The sequence below is a fragment of the Trebonia sp. genome (genome assembly GCF_049794275.1).
In the GTDB taxonomy this organism is placed as follows: domain Bacteria; phylum Actinomycetota; class Actinomycetes; order Streptosporangiales; family Streptosporangiaceae; genus Trebonia.
On sequence record NZ_JBARCR010000417.1, the window covers coordinates 1 to 2461 of the forward strand.

The following is a 2461-nucleotide window of genomic DNA, read 5'->3' on the forward strand; positions in this document are numbered from 1 at the left end:
TCGCGATCGAGACCGACATCGGCAAGATCGCCAGGCCGAAGAACATCTGGATCGTCCCCGACATGCCGAAGACGAGGTCCGGCAAGATCATGCGCCGCGTGATCGCCGCGACCTCCAACTTCACCGACACCGGGGACATCACCACGCTGGCCAACCCGGAGATCGTGGACAAGATCCGCGAGCAGGTTCAGTCCGCCAAGCGCGCGAAGGGCGAGGTCCCCCGCGAGCTGAGCGAGACCGAGGAACACGAGATCAAGTCCTTCGGGCAGGAGTAACCGGAACCCTGTGGTGATGGGGCCGTCGCGCAGCGACGGCCCCATCACCATGAAGTCGTGACATTTGGAATATTGCCGGGCGCCCCGCTGGTGCGCTGAGCTAGTCCCGTGGCTGACGAACTCGCGGTCCGGGTGCGCGGACTGGTTAAGTCGTACGGCTCGGTGCAGGCGGTCCGCGGGATCGACCTGGACATCAGGCATGGCGAGATCTTCGCCCTGCTCGGGCCCAACGGCGCGGGCAAGACCAGCACGGTCGAAATCCTCGAAGGCTACCGGCGACGGGACGGCGGCGAGGTGGCCGTGCTCGGGTGCGATCCGGAGCGCGACCGGGCGAAGATGCTGCCGCAGGTCGGAATCGTGCTCCAGAAGACCGGAATCGACCGGTACCTGACCGTCATCGAGACCGTCCGGCTCTACGCCAGCTACTACCCACGGCCGCGGCCACCGGACGAGGTCGTCGAGCTCGCCGGCCTGACGGAGAAGCGGGACAGCCGGGTCACCAAGCTGTCCGGCGGCCAGACGCGCAGGCTGGACATGGCGGTCGCGCTGGCAGGCGACCCCGACCTGCTGTTCCTCGACGAGCCGACCACCGGGTTCGACCCGTCGGCCAGGCGGGACGCGTGGGAGGTGATCAAGAACCTCGCGTCGCTCGGCAAGACAGTGCTGCTGACCACGCACTACATGGACGAGGCGCAGTACCTGGCGGACCGGGTGGCCGTGATCGCTGCCGGGCGGATCGTCGCCGAAGGGACACCCGCGACGCTGGGCGACCGGAACCTGGCGCGGGCGCGCATCAGGTACCGGCTGCCCGCCGGCGCGACACCACCGGACACGATGCCTGGGGCGCCGGACGCGGACGGCTTCACGGTGATCACGTCCGCTGACGCGGTCCGCGACCTGCACCTGCTCACCGGCTGGGCCATCGACAACGGGATCGCGCTGGACGGGCTCGAGGTGACCAGGCCCTCGCTCGAGGACGTCTACCTGGCGCTGACCGGCGAACGCGAGGTGGCGTCATGACCACGCTCCGGCTGACCGGCGTCCAGCTCCGCTACGTCAACAAGGCGTTCTGGCGCAACCCTGCGTCGGCGTTCTTCACGTTCGCGTTCCCGCTGCTGTTCCTGGTGATCTTCACGGCGCTGCTTGGCCACTTCACCGTCCAGATCGGCAGCAGGACCGTCAACACCTCCACCTATTACGTGGCGTCCATGGCCTCCTTCTCGGTGATCACCGCGTGCTTCAACAACATCGCGGCAGCGGTCACTTTCCAGCGCGAGGACGGCATACTCAAGCGGGCGCACGGCACCCCACTGCCAAGCGCGTCCTTCATCGGCGGCAGGATCCTGCACGCGATACTGGTGGCGGTCCTGCTCGTGGCGATCACCGCCGTGTTCGGCCGCCTCGTGTACAGCGCCGACATTCCCACCGGGCTGAGCCTGCTGCGGTTCATCGTCGCGCTGCTGGTCGGCGCGGCCGCATTCTGCGCCCTCGGGCTCGCGGTCACCGCGGTCATCCCGAACGCCGACGCGGCGGCCCCGATCATCAACGCCATCATCCTCCCGCTCGAGTTCCTGTCCGGCATCTTCATCCCGTTCGGCAACAACACCCCGGCCTGGATCTTGTGGGTGGCCAAGGTCTTCCCCGTCAGGCACTTCGTGCTGAGCATGGAGGCCGGCTTCCTCGGTACCGCGTTCAACTGGACGGACGTGCTCGTCGTCGCGGTCTGGGGCATCGCCGGCATGCTGGTCGCCATCAGGTTCTTCACCTGGGAGCCGCGCCAGGGCTGATCCCAGGCCGGGGCTTTAGTCCCGGTTTAAGGGGCCTTCTGACGGTGGGCAGGAGCCGGGCACAAGGGAGAAGATGAGCGGAAGGGAACGGTCCTGAAGGTCTGAGGAGCACCAGTGAGCCACCCGGTAGCGGCGACCGCCGGCGTGTACGCCTTGCTCGCGGACGGATCGACGGTCCAGATCAGGGCCGCCGCGGCCGGCGACTTCGCCGCCGTCAAGGCGATGCACGAGGCGATGTCCCCGGACAACGCTTACCTGCGCTTCTTCAGTACCAGCCGGACGGCCGCCGAGCGAGAGGCACGGCGCGTCACCCGCGAGCCCGGCGCGGACCACGCCGCCCTGCTCGCGCTGTACGGCGCAGAGGTCGTCGGCGTCGCCAGCTACGAGGTGGTCCAGAGC

Annotated in this window: 3 protein-coding genes and 1 pseudogene; all 4 read left to right on the forward strand. The window is 68.1% G+C overall.

From position 1 onward, the window contains the following. Positions 1 to 275 (forward strand): AMP-binding enzyme (locus WA805_RS11350; protein WP_425242323.1); only part of this gene is annotated, 275 nt, incomplete at its 5' end. Between the two features lie 108 nt (positions 276 to 383). After that, positions 384 to 1295 carry an ABC transporter ATP-binding protein gene (locus tag WA805_RS11355; protein WP_425242324.1) on the forward strand — a complete coding sequence of 304 codons (912 nt, stop codon included), beginning with the start codon at positions 384 to 386 and terminating at the stop codon, positions 1293 to 1295. Beyond that, the gene (locus tag WA805_RS11360; RefSeq protein ID WP_422337841.1) at positions 1292 to 2062 is read left to right on the forward strand and encodes an ABC transporter permease; all 771 of its coding nucleotides are present in this window, start codon (positions 1292 to 1294) and stop codon (positions 2060 to 2062) included. Before WA805_RS11355 ends, WA805_RS11360 begins: the two co-directional genes overlap by 4 nt. 114 nt (positions 2063 to 2176) lie before the next feature. Beyond that, a pseudogene (locus WA805_RS11365) lies at positions 2177 to 2461 on the forward strand (GNAT family N-acetyltransferase); the annotation flags it as partial.